Genomic DNA, 21,203 nt, shown 5'->3' with positions numbered 1-21,203 from the left:
TATACATATTTAACGAGATGAAGAGAAGGAGTCTTTAGAGGACATGCTGACGAGTGTAAAGAGACAGAACGATGATTTACGTATGCGTTTACAAGATTTGCAGAAGCTCTTCCTGGACCATGAAGATTCGAAGGCTGCCGCGTCTATTGCTGATCTTCAAGGAAAGGCGGAGGCGGGTGAACTGACCCTGGCCTTTTGTGGACATTTTTCGGCAGGGAAATCGAGTCTCATTAACCGTTTATGCGGCAAAAAAGTACTGCCTTCAAGCCCGGTGCCTACAAGTGCGAATGTAGTAGCTATCCGGAATGGGCCAAGGCAAGCGAAGATTTATCGAACTGCGCCGCGTTCAAATCGCGTCGATTCTCCAGATCAGCCGAATCATCTTGGTGGAGCAAGCCTTGGTCCCATAACAGTGTCACCTGATGAGCTGGACGAGTACTGCAAGAACGGAGAGCAGTATGCTTTTATTGAAGTGTGGGAGCAGGTGAAGCTGCTTCAGGAACAGGCAGTACTGCTGGATACCCCCGGGGTTGATTCGACAGATGGTGCTCACAAGCAAGCGACCGATTCAGCACTACATTTGGCCGATGCGGTATTCTATGTCATGGACTACAACCATGTCCAATCCGAGAATAATCTTTCTTTTGCGAAAAGTCTGTCAGATTGGGGCAAGCCGCTCTATTTAATCGTAACTCAAATCGACAAGCATCGAGATGAGGAGCTGTCTTTTGGGGAGTACCGTGCTGCGGTAGAAGCTGCATTTAAAGCATGGGAAGTTTCTTACGCTGGATTGCTGTTTACAACGTTACGGAAACCTGAGCACCCATACAACCAGATAAGTGTCCTTCCGGACATTATAAATGAGCTGCTATCCATTCGAACTGAGCTGTTGAATCACAGTCTGGCATCTTCTGCGATTCATATTTCGAAGCAGTTTCTTATGAGGTTTGAGGATCGAAGTGAGGAACGTAAAGCGGGGCTACTGACAGAGATCGGTGGAGAAGAGGGTGCCGCCAGACTTGCCGCCTGTAAGGAAGCGATTGAACAGGAAATGGAAGCAGTCAGGGAACTCCCGCAGCTTGAACTCAAGCGGATTCGCGATGAAGTAGATCGTCTTCTTCATAACGCGAATTTGACTCCTGCTGATGTAAGAGAGGCAGCTGGGAAGTATATCGAGAGCCGGCGCCCTGGCTTTAAGGTGGGTTTTCTCTTTTCGGCGGGCAAGACGGAACAGGAGAAGCAGGAACGCTTCAATCACTTCTGGTCATTATTCAGCAAGCAGGCAGAAGGCCAGGCAGCATTCCATTTGAAGACATTGCTGCGTCAATTAGGAAACGCTCATGGGCTATGGAGTGAGGATTGGGATCGCAAGCTTGATGAGCAGCTATACAGCATCGAACAAGCACTAATCACCTCGAAAAGTACGCCAGACGGAGCGGTGACGGGTGAATATGTTTTGAATTATTGTAAAGAGCTTCGAGCCGAGCTATCTGCAAGGTATCGCAAGTCTGCGCTGGAGATTGCCGAACAGCTGCTGGAGGGACTAACGTCGCGGGCTGCAGATCAACTTGAAGTGTTGAAGAGCGAGCTGGAAGCGCTTCGCAAGCAATCCGCTGCAGCTGAGGCGTTAGCGGCGATCGAGCAGGAGATCGCCGCTATGTCTGGAGCCGTGCAGGCTCTGCTGCCGGCGAAAGATCAGCTGACCGCAGGTGCCCTGCCTGCGGTCCCGGCCCCTGCTGTGCCTGAGGACCTCGGCACAGCCACTGCCGGAATAACATCAGCCTCAGTGAACATGGCTGATGTTATCCCGGCGTCAGGGCGCGAGCCCCGCACGAGGCTCGCGCATGCGCCCTTGGCCGCTCGCAGGCACGAGCGGCTAGCCGCAGCGGCAGCCGGCCTTACGCAGGCGGCTGCCCTTGCAGCCCCGTATGCCGCCATGAAATCGGCGGTACGGGGGCTCACCGCCCGCGCGGCATCTCTTGCGGGCGGTACCTTTACCCTGGCGCTGTTTGGTGCCTTCAGCGCCGGGAAGTCTTCCTTCGCCAACGCCTTGCTAGGCGAAGCTGTGCTCCCGGTATCGCCGCATCCAACGACAGCGGCGATCAACCGGATTATGGCGCCGGCCGAAGGGGCGGCACACCGGACGGCACGGGTCACAATGAAGACCCGCGATGCCTTATGGCAGGATCTGGCCTTCTCTTTTGATCTGCTTGGATTAGGGAAGGCAGAAGAGCATTCCTGGAGAGAGAAAGTCGCAGCACTGACTCCTCAGCAGGTACACCCGGCAGGAAGGCCGCATTACAGCTTCCTCAAGGCAGCGGCTGCAGGATATGATGCAGCGGAGCCTAGGCTTGGAAGTGCATGGATTGCCAGCATGGACGAATATCGTGCCTACGTGGCAGAGGAGAAGAAGTCCTGTTTCGTGGACTCAATTGATCTGTACTATAACTGTGAATTAACCGAGCAGGGAATCATATTAGTCGATACACCTGGGGCGGATTCCATCAATGCAAGACATACCGGAGTAACATTTAATTATATGAAGAATGCGGATGCTCTCGTATTTGTTACTTACTACAACCATGCTTTCTCGCAAGGTGATAGGCAGTTTCTGAACCAGCTTGGAAGAGTGAAGGATGCAAAGTCACTCGATAATATGTTCTTTGTTATCAATGCAGCAGACTTGGCATCGTCGGAAGAAGAGCTCGGAATGGTCAAGGAGCATGTAACAAACCAGCTGCAGCATAATGGTGTACGTGTTCCTAAAGTATATCCGGTATCCAGTCTGCTGGCGCTTCAGGCCAAACAACAAGGCGATGAAGCTGCGCTTGAGGCATCCCGTTTCACGGCATTTGAACGTGCCTTCAGTCATTTTGCCGGTGATGAGCTCCCTGATCTAGCGATCCATGCAGCCAGCAAGGAAGTTGGTCATGTTCGGCAGCGTGTGGAGCAGTGGATTCGTGATGCCCGTCAGGGAGAAGCGGAGCGCCTGGCCCGCAAGCAGAAGCTGACTGAAATCAAACAGCACGGACTTGAGCTGTTATCGGCATATGGCTCCTCTAACAAGGATGCGGAAATTGCCCAGGAAATGAAAGAGCTGCTATTCCATGTGGGACAGCGTATCAGCTACCGGATGTCAGAGTTTATGTCTGAAGCGTTTCATCCGTCTGTATTGAGAGAAGACCAGGGAGATCTTAAAGGGATATTCCTTGCATCGGGAAGAGAGCTTCTTCGAATGCTGTATCTCGAAATTGAGCAGGAATTGCTGGCTACAACCCTGCGGATGGAGAGCAAGGGCCAGCGGCTCACGCAAGAGGAAGCAGAACGAACAAGCAGACGACTCGCTGAAATATCGGATGGAATTCAAGTATATTCCGAAGCTTCAGGTCATTGGGACACGCCAACTCTAAGACGAACCGATGTAAGAGAACCGATTGCATGGAAAAATGTCTGGAAATATTTCAAAAATCCAAAGCATTTTTTTGAAGGACCTGGAAGAAAACAGCTGCAGGCTCTTTTAGAGCCGGAATTAAAAGCCCTTCTTCTTCAGGAGCTCGAATACAACGAAGAGCATCTGATTACTTATTTTCAGAAGTTAACTCGTGCGTCACTGCTGGATCATCAAGAACGAATGGAAGAGCAGTGGTCAGAGGAGATCGCAGGCCTTATCGGTGCACTGGAATATGCAAGTGATATTCATACACTGGAAGAGCTGGCCTCTCGATTAACTCATGTCGAGGATAGTTTAATTTAAACTGTTTATTACCTTGAACAGCATCCCTCCTTTCGGGGCAACCGAAAAGGGATGCTTTTATGTTGACATCACCTAGCTAAGCTGAGAATATCCGACTATTTAATTGAGAGTTGCCCATTATTTCCTGATATTGCCCTTTTAAACCAAAAGAAGCCTGAAAATGGGGTCTTTTTCGCTTTGCCGGGGGTTTAAGCCGGTGATAAACTTCATTAATGTTCATAAGATTTTATACAAGATGAGTAAGACTTTTGAGGAGGAGAAACATGGATGTTCTCAGGCAGCTGCAGGGCTTCTTCTGGTCAAAACGGAATTTGATGTTTATGTCTATTCTTTGTTTGGCCATTGCCACTGCACTCGGGCTCGTGTACCCGAACCTTCTACGCGTGCTGATTGATGATGTCATTACCCCAGGGAATTATGAATACGTTCCCATGCTTGCCCTATCGGTACTGGGTGTAGTGATCATCAAAGCATCATTTCAATTTTTACACGGATTTTTTGGTGCAAGACTAGGGAACTACCTGGCGTATCGTCTGCGGAATGCATGTTATGAGAAACTGCAGTTCTTGTCTTTCCGCTACTATGATACAGCCAAAACGGGAGATCTGATGTCACGCTTAACCGGAGATTTGGAGGCCATTCGCAACTTTATTGGGTTTGGATTTGCCCAGCTTCTCAATATGGTGCTTATGGTGGTCTTTGGAGCCATTATGATGATATCCATCAACTGGCAGCTGACATTACTTACCCTCATTTTTATGCCTGTGCTGGTATTCGTGGCCCTGAAATTTGAAACCCAGATTCATCCCGCATTTCAGGAAATGCGGATGGCCATGAGCTCTCTGACAACCGCTGTCCAAGAGAATATCACCGGGGTACGTACAGTTAAATCCTTTGCCCGAGAACCTCATGAAGTAGATAAGTTCTCGCTTCGCAATGAACGCTACAAATCGAATCAAATCTTTGCCTCCTCACTGTGGGCCAAGTTCTTCCCTATAATGGAGCTGCTGGCATCCCTCAGCGTTGTTCTTCTGCTTGTGATCGGAGGAAGACTCGTCATCCATCAGGAGCTGACACTAGGTGAGCTTGTTGCCTTCTTTAGTTTAATTTGGTACATAATCGGACCGATGTGGAACATCGGATTTCATATCAATAACTATACTCAGTCCAAAGCATCTGGTGAGCGCGTGCTTGAACTGCTAAACCAGCCAATCGACGTACAGGATGGAGAAGATCCTATTACACTTGTGCCGGAGCAAGTTAAAGGGCATGTTACCTTCGATCATGTCACGTTCGCCTATGGCAACAAAATTCCTGCAGTCGTTGATATCAATCTGGATGCACCACCTGGAACGGTTGTCGGTTTCTTGGGAGGCACCGGCTCAGGTAAATCGACGATTATCCAGCTGCTTATGCGGGCCTATAACATTACGAGTGGAACGATTAAGATTGATGGAATAGACATTAACGACATGAACATCAAAAGCCTGCGCAGTCAGATTGCTGCGGTATTTCAAGAAACCTTCCTGTTCTCCTCCAGTATCCGTAACAATATCGCATATGGCATGAAGGACGTGTCTATGGATGAAATTATTCGTGTATCCAAGCTTGCAAAGGCCCATGATTTCATCATGGAGATGCCATTAGGCTACGATACCGTTGTTGGTGAGCGCGGAATGGGATTGTCCGGAGGACAGAAACAGCGGATCGCCATTGCAAGAGCTCTGCTGCTGAATCCGAAGATTCTTGTCCTTGATGATGCAACCAGCGCGGTTGATATGGAGACAGAGCATGAAATTCAGTCCGGATTCCAGGAAGTGATGCGGGGAAGAACGACCTTTATTATCGCCCATCGCATATCCTCACTGCGTCATGCGGATGAGATCCTTGTCCTGAATGAAGGCCGTGTCGTTCAGCGGGGCACACATGAAGAGCTCATCAGCAGTCCTGGACAATATCAAGATGTATATCATATCCAATACGCAGATCATATTGCCCGTATTAAACGGGCGCCTGGAAAGCAGGTGACACATGAGTAACGATATAGCTGTCGAGAAACAAAACATTCCGGGCGCGAATGAGAAAAAAGCTCAGGAGCGTTTTGTTTATCAGGACGATGAAATCATTGAAAAACCGTTTAACTGGGGTCAGTTTACTCGACTCTTTTCCTACATGAAACCTTATGCCAAGCAGCTGCTTCCCATCGTTATTGTCATGTTGGTATTAGGAACAATCACAAAATTGACCGTTCCGTATCTTACCAGTTTGGCGATAGACAGAGCGATCGCACCGACGGATGGAAGTAGTCCGAGCCTGACGCTGCTCTATTGGATCGCTGGAGGAATCTTACTTCTCTACATTATCCAGTGGGGAGCAGCCACAATCCGCATCAAATATACGAATATTATTGGACAGCGCGTCATTTACGATCTAAGATCGGATCTGTTTAAGCATATTCAGAAGCTTTCATTCTCGTTTTTTGATAAACGACCCGCAGGCTCGGTTATGGTTCGCATTACAAACGACATTAACTCCCTGCAGGATTTGTTTACGAATGGGGTAGTCAATCTGCTGATTGACTGTGTTCAGCTCGTCGGAATTATTGTTATTCTGATGTTCATTAACTGGAAGCTGGGTCTGGCCGTAGTTCTGACAGTACCGCTTATGTTCTTTATTTCAACCAAATTACGGGTGAAGATACGCCGGGCTTGGCAGGATGTACGGATGAAGAACTCCCGTATCAATTCGCACTTGAACGAATCCATTCAAGGAATTCGTGTGACCCAAGCGTACACACAAGAAGAAGAGAACATGAAGTTTTTTGACAAAATGAACATGACGAGCCGTAAATCCTGGAACCGTGCTTCGACGATGAACCAATCGTTTGGTCCACTGATCGAAATTACGGGCGGAGTAGGCTCCCTTATCTTGTTCTGGTTTGGTGCCTATTTGATTCAGCAAGATCAGCTTACCATCGGACTTCTTGTGGCGTTTGCCAACTACGTCGGCAACTTCTGGGATCCGATTAACCGCTTGGGTCAAATGTACAGCCAGCTCCTTGTAGCGATGGCATCTTCTGAGCGTATCTTTGAATTCATGGATGAGGAGCCGGGCATTGCTGATAAAAAAGGCGCGAAGCCGATTCCGACGATTCAAGGAAATATCAAGTTTGAGAACGTTATATTCGAATATGAGAAGGGACGTCAGGCTCTCAAAGGTATTGACCTCGATGTCAAGGCAGGTCAGTCGATCGCTCTTGTTGGTCATACAGGATCGGGGAAGAGTACGATCATCAATCTGCTGAGTCGCTTCTATGATGTAACGGATGGTAAGCTGTCCATTGACGGTTACAATATCCGGGATATTACGATCCGCAGCCTTCGCAGTCAAATCGGTATCGTGCTGCAGGATACTTTTATATTCTCGGGCACGATCCGCGACAATATCAGGTTTGGACGACTGGATGCGACAGACAAGGAAGTCGAGGCCGCTGCCAAAGCCGTAAATGCACATGAATTCATTATGAAATTGCCTGGAGGCTATGAAACCGAGGTGGAGGAGCGAGGCAACATTCTCTCCATGGGACAGAGACAGCTGCTGTCATTCGCCAGGGCACTCCTTGCGAATCCTCGGATACTCATACTCGATGAAGCTACTGCGAGCATCGATACCGAAACGGAGCTCAAGATTCAAGATGCACTGAAGGTATTGCTCGAGGGAAGAACATCTTTCATGGTGGCCCATCGTTTGTCAACCATTCGTAATGCAGACAACATTATTGTGCTTGATCACGGTGAAATTAAAGAACAAGGAAATCATGAACAGCTTATCCAAAAACAAGGGATTTACAATGGCTTGATTGAAGCTCAATTCAGATTTTTGTAAATTTTATTCGCGAAATTTAAAATTTCCATGTAATATTCACAAGAAATAAGTCGAGCACTCTTGCATTATGTCTCAAGTTCCCCGAAAATAGAGAAATAGATATAGATTTCTCAAGTAGGGGGATTAGAGAGAAAATGTGGGGTGCTCCTTTTTCGGCAGAAACCAAAAAAATGCTGCTGCTTGGCAGCGGTGAACTGGGCAAAGAAGTCGTTATAGAGGCACAGAGACTGGGTGTAGAGACGATTGCTGTCGATCGCTATGACCATGCTCCTGCTATGCAGGTCGCCCATAGGTCCTACTGTATTGACATGCTGAATGCAGAAGCTCTTAAAGATTTGATTCGAAAGGAGCAGCCTGATTTTATCATTCCCGAGATCGAGGCGATCGCCACAGAGGCGCTCCTAGAGCTTGAACAAGAGGGATTTCGAGTTGTACCTACAGCAAGAGCTACTAGACTTACGATGGACCGTGAAGGTATTCGCAGGTTAGCAGCTGAAGAGCTGGGATTGCCTACGGCAGCCTATCGTTTTGCAAATAGTCTTCAGGAACTAGAGGAGGCATTGCAAGAACTCGGCGCGCCTTGTGTTGTCAAACCACTTATGAGCTCTTCTGGCAAGGGACAAACTGTATGCCGCGCGCAAGAGGATGCATTAGCAAGCTGGAATGCTGCACTGGAAGGAGCAAGGGCTGCAACAACACGAGTCATCGTGGAAGCTTTTGTCGAATTTGAAAGCGAAATAACGTTGCTTACGGTTCGTTCATCATCCGGAACTGTATTTTGTCCTCCCATTGGACACATACAGCAGGATGGAGATTACGTAGAATCATGGCAGCCCCATTTCATGAACGAGGAACAACTGGTCCAGGCACAGAGTATCGCTAAGCGAATTACAGATGAACTTGGTGGATATGGTTTGTTTGGCGTAGAACTCTTCTTGACGAAAGAAGGGGTCGTATTCAGTGAAGTTTCGCCTCGACCGCATGATACGGGGATGGTAACGATGGTTACTCAAGATTTGTCGGAATTTGCCCTTCACGTAAGAGCAGTTCTCGGGTTTCCGGTGACAGGTGTTGAACTACTGACACCAGGTGCGTCTGCAACGCTAAAGGCAGATGAAATTACAGAATCTTATACGATTCAAGGTGTTCCGGAAGCACTCTCCTTGCCTCGTACCCAGGTTCGTATTTTTGGCAAGCCTGAGACGAAGGCCGGAAGAAGAATGGCTGTTGCACTTAGTGCAGCTAGCAGTGTTGAAGAAGCACGCCAAACGGCAACACAAGCCGCAAATTTGCTGAAAGTGGAGGTAAACCATGTTAAGTAATGTAGAAGCCCCAGTTCTGACCATTCGCTCATGTGAGAAGCAGGATGCAGAGTGTGTTACACATCTCATGCATGAGGTCAGCTATCCAACGACGCCGGGAGTTATGCGGGAGAGGATTGAATCTGCCCAGGTGAATGATACTACCTGTATGCTGGTGGCGGAAATGGATGGAGAGGTTGTAGGAATGCTAGGTCTGCAGTGTGTTCAAACGCATTCGGATCCAGAACAAGCGGCACAAATTACATCTTTGATTGTGTGCAAAGCGCATCGCGGAGAAGGTATTGGCCGTAGACTTTTGGAATATGCGGAATCTTGGGCAAGCGAGCGCGGCAGTCAGAAACTGCTGATTATCGAAGGCAATCGAGAACAGCATAAGCCGTCTTACAGTTTTTATGAGCATCTCGGTTTTACGAAACATGGATACCGGTTCAGCAAGAAGCTGCAATCTATATAAGTTATATTTATTTATATGCCAGGTATGCCCTAAATAGGATACTGCTAATATAACCTAACGATCTCTGATCGTTAGGTTTTTTTGATTCACAATTTTGCATATTGGAATCTATTAAGGTAGAGATATGGATCTAGTTGAATGGATGGAATTGAAACGTTCAAGCTGTCGGAATTATTACATTTTGGTTACTTAAATTTAACCTTTTCCAAAATTTATGGGTTAACAAATCTTAAAAGTGCTGTTATAATCCTAAGCGTACCAGTTACAAAATTGTAATATTTCAGATTAGGAGCTGATATTTGTGAAGAGATCGTCTATGAAGAAAACTATCATCGCTGGTAGCTTGAGTGCAGTTCTTGCAGCAGGAATGCTTCTGCCAGGCGCTGGTGTAGCTTCCGCTTCTCCAGCTAAGGATAAGCTCGAAAGCTATCAGCAATCGATTTTAGATTTTCTGAAGGAAAATGGTCATAACGTGAAGGTTGACGGTAATACCATTACGATTGGCGGGAAAGTAATCAACATTGGTGGTAACCCAACTCAAAAACCGGATACTGGATCAAACACAGGTTCAAATACAGGTTCTGAATCAGGATCTAACACAGGATCTAACACAGGATCTAACACAGGATCTAACACAGGATCTAACACAGGATCCAACTCAGATTCCAACTCTAACTCTGGTAACACTTCTACAGATTCTAACTCTGTTGTTTCGGCATACGCGAAGGAAGTAGTTGCCTTGGTTAACAAGGAACGTGCAGCAGGTGGCCTCAAACCACTTTCCATTCATACGAATTTGACAAAAATGGCAGTAGCGAAGGCGAAGGACATGAGTGACAACAATTACTTCAGTCACACATCTCCAACTTACGGTTCTCCATTTGATATGATGAAAACTTTCGGAATCTCTTACAGCTATGCTGGTGAGAACATTGCCAAGGGACAAAAAACGCCTGCTGAGGTAGTTAAAGCATGGATGAACAGTCCTGGACACAAAGCCAACATCATGAACAAGAACTTTACACTCATTGGTGTAGGTTATGTGAATGGTTACTGGGCTCAGGAATTTATCGGAAATTAAGTTGTTGTCGAATCCATTTCATAACTCATTAATAAGGTATTATGAAATGGATTCAGTTAGTAAGGCTTTAAATGACCCTTAAGTCATCTCAAGCAAAATGCCATATTTTTTAGGTGCAAACATATTATGCTTTGTTTTGGAATCTCCGTAACCGGAGGTTCTTTTTTTTGGAGTTTAGAGAAGGGCTGATTAGTAATGACTAAAGCGGTCATTTGCAAATAGAAGCTTGAAGTTTTATGTTTATCATTATAGGGTTGTTAAATCGGAGTAAAATTTGACAATCCTAATAATCAAAATCGAATGATACAAAATCATTCTCTGACTGTTCACCTTATATAGTACTTTGTCGAGGAATCTAAATGAATAAATTGTTGTGGAGGGAATGCCTTTGTGAAATCTTCAACAAAAATATGGGCAATTGTAAGTACTGCTTCGATTATAGTGACCATCGTACTCGTTACCGGTTTTGTCCTTGCTGTGCAGGATATCATTGCTCCATCAGGGAATACCGTACTTACGGAAGTTGAAGAGGCGGATCGAGAAGTACCCTTAGCAGCGCCTATGGAGCAAACTACAGAAATAAAAGTAGCAGCCATTGGAGATTCTCTTGCTAAAGGGACGGGAGATGACGATGGCAAAGGCTTTATTCGACGTGTGGTCAGCATGCTGCAGGATGAAGAGAACGAGGTTAGAGTTACTGCCAATCTTGCCATCAATGGTTTGACTACTGAAGGGCTTCTGCCTCAGCTCGATGAGACGGGAGTACAGTACGTTTTAAAACAATCAAATTTGATTCTGCTGTCCATCGGAGGCAATGACCTATTCAAGGCTGCGCAGGCGTATGAACAGGGAGTGACAGAGCTTCCTGATGCCGAAGAGCTGTATGACACTTTGCCGGGGGCGACTGCTAGTCTCAAAGAAATTTTGCGCAGAATTGCGGAGATTAATCCAGAGGCTTGGATTGTATATGTAGGTTTGTATAATCCTTTCAGTGATTTGCCTGATATGAAGGTGCTTGGCAATACGGTGGTGTCTGCTTGGAATAGTCAGGCGCTGCAGCTCATTAATACGGATGATCAGATGATGATGGCTGAAACGTTTGATCTATTTGAGCATAGTGTCCCCCAATTGCTGGCTTCCGATCATTTTCATCCCAATGCACAGGGATATGAAGAAATTGCTGAACGAATCGTAGAAGTGTTGGGAATTAATGATGTACATGGTCAGAGGGTGGAAACAGATGACGAATAATATTAAAGAGATTGTGTTGTCAGTTGAGCACTTGAAGAAGAGAATCAAGAAAAAGTGGATCATCAAGGATGTTTCATTTGAAGTTCATGCTGGTGAAGTATTCGGCTTCCTAGGGCCCAATGGGGCGGGTAAGACAACAACGATCCGCATGCTGGTTGACCTGATCAAGCCCACAGACGGTGTTGTTAAAGTATGCGGATATCCTGTGCATCGACAACCGGAGCAAGCGCTGAAATATGTAGGCTCCATCGTGGAGAATCCAGAAATGTACTCCTATTTGACCGGATTTGAAAATTTAGAGCATTTTGCGAGAATGCAGCCAGGCATTACGGAAGAACGGATAAATGAAGTAGCTGAGATTGTAGGTCTTGATCAGCGAATTCACGAGAAAGTCAGTACATATTCTCTTGGCATGAGACAGAGGCTGGGAATTGCACAAGCCCTTCTTGGTGATCCGAAGCTATTAATTCTTGATGAGCCTACCAATGGCCTTGACCCGAAAGGGATAAAGGAGCTCAGAGCTTTTATACGAAAACTTGCGGATGAAGGACTTGCTGTGTTTGTCAGCAGCCATCTGCTAAGCGAAATCCAGCTCATGTGTGACAGAGTTGCAATTATAAGCAACGGTGAGATCCTCACGGTAGGCAAGGTCGATGAACTGATTGAGGATCATAGCAATATCACGATCTGGCATTTATCTCCCAAGGACGAGGGAGTCCGCTGGCTTCTCAGCCATCCGCAGGTTAGAGCGCTTGAGGATGCGAGCATGCTGGATGATACTTTGACAGCGAGTTTGGGCAATAACGCAATTATCACTGAAATGCCCGAAGGACTAATTCCGGATCTGGTAAGAACCATGGTTCGCGCAGGGATTAAGGTAGAAGGAGTACAGAAGGTGAACCCTACGCTTGAACAATTATTTTTGAAGATGACAGAAGGTGAAAGGTTTGAATAGTTTGCTGCCTCTTGTTCGAAATGAAGTGATCAAAATGATCAAGAAAAAGAGGTTTTATGTCATTCTGCTGGTATTAGTCGTACTAACACCGATGTTTACGTATGCTCAGATGAGAGAATCTGAAACAAAACGTGAAAAGTTCGGTAATGACTGGCGGCTTGAAATGCAGCAGGCAATCACGGATAATCAGAATTCACTAGGCAGTGATCGTGTACCGGAAGAGTGGAAGCAGTATCGGCGAATTTACATTCAACAGCTTCAGTACTATTTGGATCACGATATCAATCCGAATGAACCGAGCGGCGTTACATTTACGAGAGAGTTCATGAACAATTCAATCAATTTGTTTATTCCGCTGCTCGTGGTCGCTATGGCTTCTGATCTTGTATCGGGCGAGAGGACGACTGGGACAATTAAGATGCTCCTGACGAGGCCCGTCAAACGGTGGAAGATATTGCTTAGCAAACTAATAACATTGCTTATGTTTGTTTCACTTATTGTCCTTGCCGTATTTGTTATTTGTTATCTTATTGCAGGTCTGTTTTTCGGATTTAAGGGCTTTACCTTCCCTATCTTTACCGGGTTTCTGATCAATGGCTCTGATGTGGATATGAGCAGAGTTCATGTCGTGGAGCAGTGGGAGTACCTGCTTATGCAGTCCGGATTGATATGGTTTGTCAGTATCATAGTTGCGGTGCTGTCCTTTATGGTGTCTACTCTTGTGAGAAGCACTTCCGCAAGTATCGTCGTTATGATGGCGGCTCTTATCGCCGGCACCATACTGACTAATATGGCATCCTCATGGGACAGCGCAAAATATTTATTCATGGTAAATTTGAATCTGACCGGTTATTTAGCCGGGAATTTGCCGCCTATAGAAGGCATGACGCTTCTATTTTCGCTCTGTGTGCTGACCATGTGGGGCATCGTCTCGCTTGTTGTTTCATTCCTTGTCTTTACGAAACGGGATATCTTGAATTAAAATGGACAAGGATAAGAAACATCTGTTTGCATTTTTAGGATGAGAACAGCATAGCTTGAAGACAACTTTATTCGTTCTTTAGAATCAATTTCATAATACCTTTAGCTGCTTAAATCAGGGTATATAGAACAAAATGATTTTTATTTGTCTATATAGTTTCAAATTTACCTTTTTAATGAGTTATGAAATTGATTCTAGTTCATCATTTTATCTAAATAAATTTTAACAGTGTGATCATTCATGAAGAGTGAAGGCATAAGAGGGGGAGCATTCATGACCCAAGAGATGGATCTATCTGCTGACGTATCCGGTAATACCGGTTATGAAGCAGACGACATTCAAGTGCTGGAGGGACTTGTCGCTGTACGAAAAAGACCGGGTATGTACATTGGCAGCACAAGTAGCTCTGGCTTACATCATTTAGTCTGGGAAATTGTCGACAACGCTGTCGATGAGCATTTAGCAAAATACTGTGACAAGATTGAAATTACGCTACATAAAGACGCATCCGTTACGGTGCAGGATAATGGACGAGGCATTCCGACAGGAATGCACAAGACAGGTATTCCTACGCCTCAGGTCGTGTACACGATACTGCACGCAGGTGGCAAGTTTGGCGGAGGCGGTTACAAAAAATCCGGAGGCCTTCATGGTGTCGGCGCTTCGGTAACGAACGCCTTATCCGAGTTCCTGGAGGTGGAAATCTATCGGGAAGGTAAAATTCATCGGCAGCGCTTTGAATACTGGGTGGATAAGAAAGGGACCGAGCATGTTGGCGAGCCGGTTACAGGTCTTGAGGTCATCGGAAATACTCGACAAACCGGCACCAAGGTAAGATTCAAGCCGGATATTAAAGTTTTTAAATCCGGTATTTCTCTTAGCTACGATACGCTGGCTGAGCGTCTGCAGGAGATTGCATTCCTGAACTCAGGGCTTCGTATACTGCTTAAGGATGAACGCAGCGGGAATCAAGATGAGTATTACTACGAAGGAGGAGCAAGTCAATTCGTAGCCTATTTGAATGAAGGCAAGGATCTTCTGACAGATGTCATCCATTTTAATGCGGAAAAAGAGGATATCGAAGTCGAAATCGCGATCCAGTATAATGCGGGTTATACCGAAACGATTGTATCGTTCGTTAACTCTATTCCTACACGCGGCGGCGGAACACATGAAACAGGCTTCAAAACGGCGTATACGCGAATCATGAATGAATATGCACGTCGTACGAGCATGATCAAGGAAAAAGACAAAAATCTCGAAGGAAATGATCTGCGCGAGGGCATGATGGCCATAATCAGTGTTAAAATGTCCGAAGTGGAGTTTGTCGGCCAGACCAAAGATCAGCTGGGCAGTGCGTCTGCCCGCAGTACAGTGGATCAGGTCGTTACAGAGAGCATGCAGCGTTTTCTCGAAGAGAATCCACAGGTTGCACAGACCTTGATCAAAAAGGCAGTGCAGGCTTCCAAAGCGAGAGAAGCGGCACGTAAAGCCAGAGATGATATGCGATCCGGCAAGAAGCGGAGTGAAAGCTCTAACCTAGGAGGTAAACTGACACCGGCACAGTCCAAAGATTACTCTCGTAATGAGCTGTTCATCGTCGAAGGTGACTCCGCAGGCGGTTCGGCGAAGCAAGGGCGGGATTCCAAAATTCAGGCGATTCTGCCGCTCAAAGGCAAGCCCATGAATCCGGAGAAGGCGAAGCTGGCGGATATTATGAAGAACGAGGAATACCGGGCAATTATGTCCGCTATCGGTGCAGGTATTGGTACTGAGTTTGCAGTGGAAGACAGCAACTACTCCAAGATCATTATTATGACAGATGCGGATACAGACGGCGCACATATCCAGGTATTATTGCTGACGTTCTTTTATCGCTATATGAAGCCGCTCATTGATGCAGGCAAGGTGTATATAGCACAGCCGCCTCTCTATAAGATTAGCCGCAAGACAGGCAAGCTTGAAACGGTTCGTTACGCATTTACTGAGGATCAGCTGCAAATTTACTTGAAGGAATTCGGCAAAAATTACGAGTTGCAGCGTTATAAAGGTCTGGGAGAGATGAATCCGGATCAGCTGTGGGAAACAACGATGGATCCGGATACCCGGACTTTACTGCAGGTGAAGATTGAAGATGCAGCCAAAGCCGAAAGAAGAGTAACCACATTAATGGGTGATAAGGTTGATCCGCGTAAGCGCTGGATCGTTGAAAACGTAGATTTTACAGAGTACGAAGAATAGAAGGTGCTTTGAATGAGTTTATCTGAACAATTTTTACCGGCATTTCTGGAAGAAATCGTAGGCGATCGATTCGGTCGATATTCAAAATACATTATTCAGGATCGGGCGATACCTGATGTGCGTGACGGACTTAAGCCTGTTCAGCGTCGTATCTTGTATGCCATGTACGATTCAAACAATACGCCTGACAAACCGTACCGCAAATCTGCAAAAACCGTCGGTGATGTCATGGGTAATTATCATCCTCACGGAGATTCCTCCATTTATGAGGGAATGGTGCGTATGGCACAGCCTTGGAAGATGGGACATGTGCTCATTGACGGACACGGAAACTGGGGTTCACAGGATGATGATCCGGCGGCAGCGATGCGCTATACCGAAGCACGTTTGTCACCGATTGCCATGGAGATTCTGCGCGACATTGAGAAGCGTACGGTTCTATTTAAGGACAATTTTGATAATACGGCAAAAGAACCTGTAGTTCTCCCATCCCGATTCCCGAATCTACTCGTGAACGGGGCGAGCGGAATTTCGTCCGGCTTTGCAACAGAGATTCCGACACATAATTTAAGGGAAGTTATTGATGCATGTATTGCTGTAATGGAGAAGCCTTCAATCTCTCTTGAAGAGATTATGACTTTTATCAAAGGACCGGACTTTCCTACAGGCGGTATCATTATGGGCGGAAGCGGAATTCTGGACGCCTATCGTACGGGAAAAGGCCGCATATATATTCGCTCCAAAACCGATATCGAAAATTTGCGAGGCGGTAAGCAGCAGATCATTATTACCGAAATTCCTTATCAGGTCGTTAAGTCACGGCTTGTTACCGCGATGGAAACGATTCGCTTGGAGAAGAAGATCGAGGGTATCGCTGAGGTTCGAGACGAGAGCGGACGTGAAGGCTTGCGTATCGTCGTTGAACTTAAGAAAGAAGCGGACGCCCAAGGCATTCTTAACTATCTGCTCAAAAAAACCGATCTTCAAGTCACGTATAACTTCAATATGGTGGCAATTGTTAATAAAGCACCTCATCAGCTTGGACTTAAGCCGATACTTGATGCTTACATTGCACATCAGCGCGAAGTTGTAACCCATCGAACGCAGTACGATCTTGAAAAAGCCGAGGATCGGGCTCATGTTCTGGAAGGTCTTGTAAAAGCACTTAATATTCTGGATGAAGTTATTGCAGCAATTAAAGCGTCCAAGAATCGTCAGGATGCCCAGAACAATCTGGAATGGATGTTTGGCTTTACCGACCGGCAGGCAGACTCCATACTTACGTTGCAGCTGTATCGTCTAACGAACCTGGAGATCACGACACTGCAAAAAGAGCTGGATGAGATCCAGAAGAAAGTCGCCGAACTGCGGAGTATTCTCGAAAGTGATCGGAAGCTCATCAGTATCATTCGGAAGGAACTCAAAGAAATCCGGGAGAAGTACGGAATAGATCGCCGTTCTTCTATTCAGGAAGAGGTTGAAGAACTGAAGGTGAATCTTGAGGTTCTCGTCAATTCTGAAGATGTGCTCGTAACATTGTCCAATGAAGGTTACATCAAGCGCACAAGTATGCTCTCCTTTACCCGTTCAGGGGGAGACCGGAGCAGTTCGGGTGTGATTGAAGGCGATGTGATTTCTTCTTACTATGATGTAAATACTCTCGATAATTTGCTCGTGTTTACACAGCGGGGACAATACTACCTCCTGCCTGTACATCAGGTGCCGGAATTCAAATGGAAGGACCCGGGGACAGCCATCGTTAACGTCATTCCCTTATCGAAGGAAGATCGAGTCGTCAGCATCATACCGATACGCAGCTTCGATCAAGAAGAAGCAAGCCTTGTGTTCGTAACACGAAGAGGGCAGGTCAAGCGTACTGCACTGAAAGATTATATTACCAAGCGTTCCTCGGCAGTTGCCGCATGCAAGGTCGGAGCGAATGATGAAGTTATTCGTGTCCATCTCAGTACGGGAGGAAGGCACATCCTGCTTGTCTCCAAGCTGGGCCAAAGTGTAAGATTCCTAGAGGATGAAGTGAACACAATGGGCCGTGTATCCGGCGGTGTGAAAGGAATTCAATTAAAGGACGAGGATGAGCTCGTCTCCGCTGTATGGGTTGATGAGGATGAAGGAGAAATCTTTACAATATCGGACCTTGGATATGGGAAGAGATCACTTCTACTTGATTATCCACTGCAGTCCCGCGGCGGCAAAGGTGTTGCCACCTTTGAATTCAAAGAGGGCAAACGTGTCAAACCGAATGGCAGCCGTATCGTCGCTGCATACCATGTTAAAGAACCACTGCAATTGCTCGCGTTGACAGAACAAGGCAAAATGATTGGATTTTCTACAGAGTCGGCACCGATCTCTGATAAGAGAAGTATAGGCAAAGCCTTGGTCAGCATAGAGAAGAACGACTCGATTGTACGAGTAATATATAATCGGGCGGATGACTCAACATCCTAAAATACGTCATAAGAGCCTCTGATGTGCCAGGAAACGGCATCAGGGGCTTTTTTTGACGTTACAATGCAAAGTATAAGAACCTTCGTCGATACCGGTCGAGTCGCCAAAACGGGGAAGGAATTGCATCAAAAAGAGCGAAATGATTCATCAGCTAAATAGTTAATGATCCAACACTTATTCTCTACATGAGAGGGGAGAAGAACAGATGCATTCTTCTGAATTCGCCAAACTATGGGCAAGGCTTACGAAGGACTACAAAGCCCATATGGATCAAGCCCTTGCTCCTGCATTAACCGAGGCTCAGCTCACGGTGCTTGAACTGTTATCTGAGCAGCCCCGTATGAAGCCGTCCGAATTCATTCCTTATTTGTCTACAACACCTGCAGCTATAACGATGCTGCTCGACCGAATGGAAAAGAATGAACTTATACTTCGCAGCAGGGATGATCGCGATCGCCGAATTGTTTGGGTCACTTTAACAGAGAGAGGAAAGCAAGAGGCGCTGCGAGGGATGATTATCCGTGAAGATTTTATTAGCGGTACCCTTGGCAAGATTTCTTCACACAATCAACAGCTGCTCGTGTACCTGCTGACCAAGATTACTTCCCAAAGCTCCCCAACCAAGCAAACCTCTTAATAGAAATTGAACGATTTCCACCTTCTAAAGGAATACGTGCTGCGTATTCCTTTTTTGTTTGGGCAATATATGTGATACGAAAATAATTACATATAGAAGGTGTTGACTATTTTTAAAATCGGTCTATAATAATACTTTGTAGTCCTTATAGTTCGTATACGAAATATTTTGTAAAATAATCATTTTGTAGCAAAGGTGAGTACAATGCTGGAATACGATGAGATGTACCAGATATTTTCATCCTTTCGTCAAGTGAACCAGAGCTTTCATCGATTATTCTGGAAACAGGAAGAGGAGATGGAGATTACACGTATTCAAATGCTGGTATTATCCATTCTAATTGAGCATCCTAACATTGGATTGGCTGAATTAGCGGAGCTCTGCCATATGGGTAGTAGTACAACGAGTGGTGTCGTTGACCGTCTTGTCAAAGCTGAACTCGTGGAGAGAGCAAGATGCCTGCATGATCGGAGGTCGCTGGTGCTTCAGGTGACGGAGAAAGGGAGAGAAGTGCAGAAGAGAGTCTATGAGCTATGGATGTCGAAAGTATCTCATATGATGGATTTACCCAGGGAAGATATCGATAATTTGCTTCGTATTCATTCCTTGATGCTTGAGAAGATGGAGAAAGAGAGATGATTTATTAATATGAGTAGTATTGCTGCAAATCAGTCTGGGAAGACGATAGAATTCAAAAAAGGTCCAATCTTATTTGCGATGCTGCTTGGCGCGTTTGTTGCCTTTTTGAACCAAACCTTACTTAACGTTGCTCTGCCTAAGATTATGGAGGACCTCAGCGTAGGCCCAACCACCGTCCAATGGCTGTCCACTGGTTTTATGCTTGTGAACGGGGTTCTTATTCCAATTACCGCTTATTTGATGGCGAAGTTTACAACAAGACAAATTTTTATTACCGGAATGAGTTTATTTACAATAGGTACTCTTCTGTGTGCATTAAGCCCTACCTTTGCTGTGCTCATGACCGGACGTGTTATTCAGGCAGCAGGTGCAGGTGTCATCATGCCGCTATTATCGGTTGTTATTCTTAATATTTTCCCGATCGAGCAGCGTGGACGTGCAATGGGTATGATCGGTATTGCCATGATTCTGGCTCCGGCAATTGGACCTACATTATCTGGATGGGTCGTCCAAACCTTTGACAGCTGGAAATTGTTATTCTATATTATTCTCCCAATTGCTATAATCGCGGTGTTTGTTGGGATGAAGTTTGTTAAAAATGTTACAGAAGTATCTAATCCAACCTTGGACGTTACTTCGGTCATTTTATCAACTATCGGTTTTGGAGGACTGTTGTACGGCTTCAGTGATGCAGGCTCCAACGGTTGGAATGATCCGATCGTTATCACCTGCTTGGTCGTAGGTGCTATCTCCTTGCTGCTGTTTGTTCTTCGTCAATTCAAGATGGATGTTCCACTGCTGGAGTTCAGAGTGTTCAAGAACCCAATGTATACGCTGAATACAGCGGTTCTCATTGTTGTAACAATGGCGATGTTCTCAGGCATGATCCTACTGCCAATTTATTTGCAAACGATTCGTGGAATCAGTGCTCTTGATTCCGGTCTGCTGATGCTTCCAGGTGCAATTGTTATGGGTATCATGTCCCCAATCACCGGTTCCTTGTTTGATAAATTTGGAGCGAAATGGCTGAGCATTATCGGTCTGGTCATTACTATCATTACGACATGGGAATTCAGCACGTTAACGATGGATACATCTTATACACAGCTGATTATCGTGTATACGTTGCGGATGTTCGGGATGTCACTTCTCATGATGCCAGTTCAAACCGCTGCCTTGAATGATATACCTCAAAATCTGAATGCGCACGGAACGGTCATGTTAAATACACTGCGTACCGTATTTGGTGCAATCGGAACTGCTATTTTTATCACATTATTCAGCAACCGTACGACTCATTTTCTTGATACGCATATGGCAGATATTAATCCACAGGATCAAGCTGCGATGCTTCAACTGGCAAATGAGGCGCAAATCAACGGTATAAACTTCTCATTCATTATTGCGACAGGGGTTACCGTGGTGGCACTGGTTCTCGCCTTCTTTATTAAGAGATCCGTACCGAAGGATGCAAAAGGCGTGGCAATGAAAGTGGCAGAAGTCAGCACGAGCGAAAATAAATAATGAAATAATAAA

The 21,203-nt window shown here is 45.9% G+C and carries 14 protein-coding genes; all 14 read left to right on the top strand.

Annotated features, from left to right (window positions below; translation table 11 throughout):
* Nucleotides 1-43: 43 nt before the first annotated feature.
* Entirely contained in the window at nt 44-3,754 is a 3,711-nt protein-coding gene (locus BM415_RS10905; protein ID WP_091157958.1) for a dynamin family protein, read from the top strand.
* Between the two features lie 263 nt (nt 3,755-4,017).
* Nucleotides 4,018-5,793, top strand: coding sequence for an ABC transporter ATP-binding protein (locus tag BM415_RS10900; RefSeq protein WP_091157956.1), 1,776 nt, complete (start codon nt 4,018-4,020; stop codon nt 5,791-5,793).
* Nucleotides 5,786-7,639 carry an ABC transporter ATP-binding protein gene (locus BM415_RS10895; protein WP_091157954.1) on the top strand — a complete coding sequence of 618 codons (1,854 nt, stop codon included), beginning with the start codon at nt 5,786-5,788 and terminating at the stop codon, nt 7,637-7,639. Before BM415_RS10900 ends, BM415_RS10895 begins: the two co-directional genes overlap by 8 nt.
* A 134-nt stretch (nt 7,640-7,773) precedes the next feature.
* Nucleotides 7,774-8,961: a formate-dependent phosphoribosylglycinamide formyltransferase gene (purT, locus tag BM415_RS10890; RefSeq protein ID WP_091157953.1), complete on the top strand. Its 1,188-nt coding sequence runs from the start codon at nt 7,774-7,776 to the stop codon at nt 8,959-8,961.
* Nucleotides 8,951-9,415, top strand: a complete 465-nt coding sequence (locus BM415_RS10885; RefSeq protein WP_091157951.1) for a GNAT family N-acetyltransferase — start codon at nt 8,951-8,953, stop codon at nt 9,413-9,415. Before purT ends, BM415_RS10885 begins: the two co-directional genes overlap by 11 nt.
* A gap of 316 nt (nt 9,416-9,731) precedes the next feature.
* Nucleotides 9,732-10,496, top strand: a complete 765-nt coding sequence (locus BM415_RS10880; protein WP_091157949.1) for a CAP domain-containing protein — start codon at nt 9,732-9,734, stop codon at nt 10,494-10,496.
* Between the two features lie 390 nt (nt 10,497-10,886).
* Nucleotides 10,887-11,747 (top strand): GDSL-type esterase/lipase family protein, encoded by an 861-nt coding sequence (locus BM415_RS10875; protein WP_091157948.1) that lies wholly within the window; start codon nt 10,887-10,889, stop codon nt 11,745-11,747.
* Nucleotides 11,737-12,702, top strand: coding sequence for an ABC transporter ATP-binding protein (locus BM415_RS10870; protein ID WP_244533211.1), 966 nt, complete (start codon nt 11,737-11,739; stop codon nt 12,700-12,702). The genes BM415_RS10875 and BM415_RS10870 overlap by 11 nt, the downstream gene beginning before the upstream one ends.
* The gene (locus BM415_RS10865) at nt 12,695-13,684 is read left to right on the top strand and encodes an ABC transporter permease (protein WP_091157814.1); all 990 of its coding nucleotides are present in this window, start codon (nt 12,695-12,697) and stop codon (nt 13,682-13,684) included. Before BM415_RS10870 ends, BM415_RS10865 begins: the two co-directional genes overlap by 8 nt.
* Nucleotides 13,685-13,957: 273 nt before the next feature.
* Nucleotides 13,958-15,925, top strand: coding sequence for a DNA topoisomerase IV subunit B (gene parE, locus BM415_RS10860; protein WP_091157812.1), 1,968 nt, complete (start codon nt 13,958-13,960; stop codon nt 15,923-15,925).
* 12 nt (nt 15,926-15,937) lie between these two features.
* Nucleotides 15,938-18,391, top strand: coding sequence for a DNA gyrase subunit A (gene gyrA, locus BM415_RS10855; protein ID WP_091157809.1), 2,454 nt, complete (start codon nt 15,938-15,940; stop codon nt 18,389-18,391).
* A gap of 205 nt (nt 18,392-18,596) precedes the next feature.
* Nucleotides 18,597-19,028 (top strand): MarR family winged helix-turn-helix transcriptional regulator, encoded by a 432-nt coding sequence (locus tag BM415_RS10850; protein WP_091157807.1) that lies wholly within the window; start codon nt 18,597-18,599, stop codon nt 19,026-19,028.
* Between the two features lie 204 nt (nt 19,029-19,232).
* Nucleotides 19,233-19,667: a MarR family winged helix-turn-helix transcriptional regulator gene (locus BM415_RS10845; RefSeq protein WP_091157805.1), complete on the top strand. Its 435-nt coding sequence runs from the start codon at nt 19,233-19,235 to the stop codon at nt 19,665-19,667.
* A gap of 9 nt (nt 19,668-19,676) precedes the next feature.
* A complete protein-coding gene (locus BM415_RS10840; RefSeq protein ID WP_091157802.1) occupies nt 19,677-21,191 on the top strand; it encodes a DHA2 family efflux MFS transporter permease subunit in 1,515 nt (504 codons plus the stop codon).
* Nucleotides 21,192-21,203 lie beyond the last annotated feature (12 nt).

This window comes from Paenibacillus sp. 453mf, from assembly GCF_900116105.1.
Lineage (GTDB): Bacteria > Bacillota > Bacilli > Paenibacillales > Paenibacillaceae > Paenibacillus > Paenibacillus provencensis.
Note: the sequence above shows the minus strand (reverse complement) of the source record. Positions and strands in the feature narration are given on the sequence as shown.